The organism is Psychrobacter sp. CAL346-MNA-CIBAN-0220 (assembly GCF_040309805.1).
Lineage (GTDB): Bacteria > Pseudomonadota > Gammaproteobacteria > Pseudomonadales > Moraxellaceae > Psychrobacter.
This window is the reverse complement of record NZ_JBEOPF010000348.1, coordinates 1-266: the sequence shown is the minus strand read 5'-3', so window position 1 is coordinate 266 and position 266 is coordinate 1. Positions and strand designations below refer to the sequence as shown.

Below are 266 nucleotides of genomic sequence, written 5' to 3'. Positions count from 1 at the left end.
GCGCTAAAGGACATTTGATTGGTGAACCCAATCGTGGCCTTAAATGCATGTTCACCTTTATGAATGCCGCTCGGATCGGTGTTGCCAGTGAAGGCGTTGCCGCTGCTGAAGCATCATTTCAAGGTGCATTAGCTTACGCAAAAGACCGCCTACAGATGCGTTCTATCAGTGGCGTTAAAAACCCTAATGGTCCTGCTGATCCGATTATTGTTCACCCAGATGTGCGCAGAATGTTATTAACTCAGAAGTCTATCGCTGAAGGTGGA

At 47.4% G+C, this 266-nt stretch carries 1 pseudogene; it reads left to right on the top strand.

The features are described from left to right. A pseudogene (locus tag AAEY88_RS13930) lies at positions 1–266 on the top strand (acyl-CoA dehydrogenase); the annotation flags it as partial.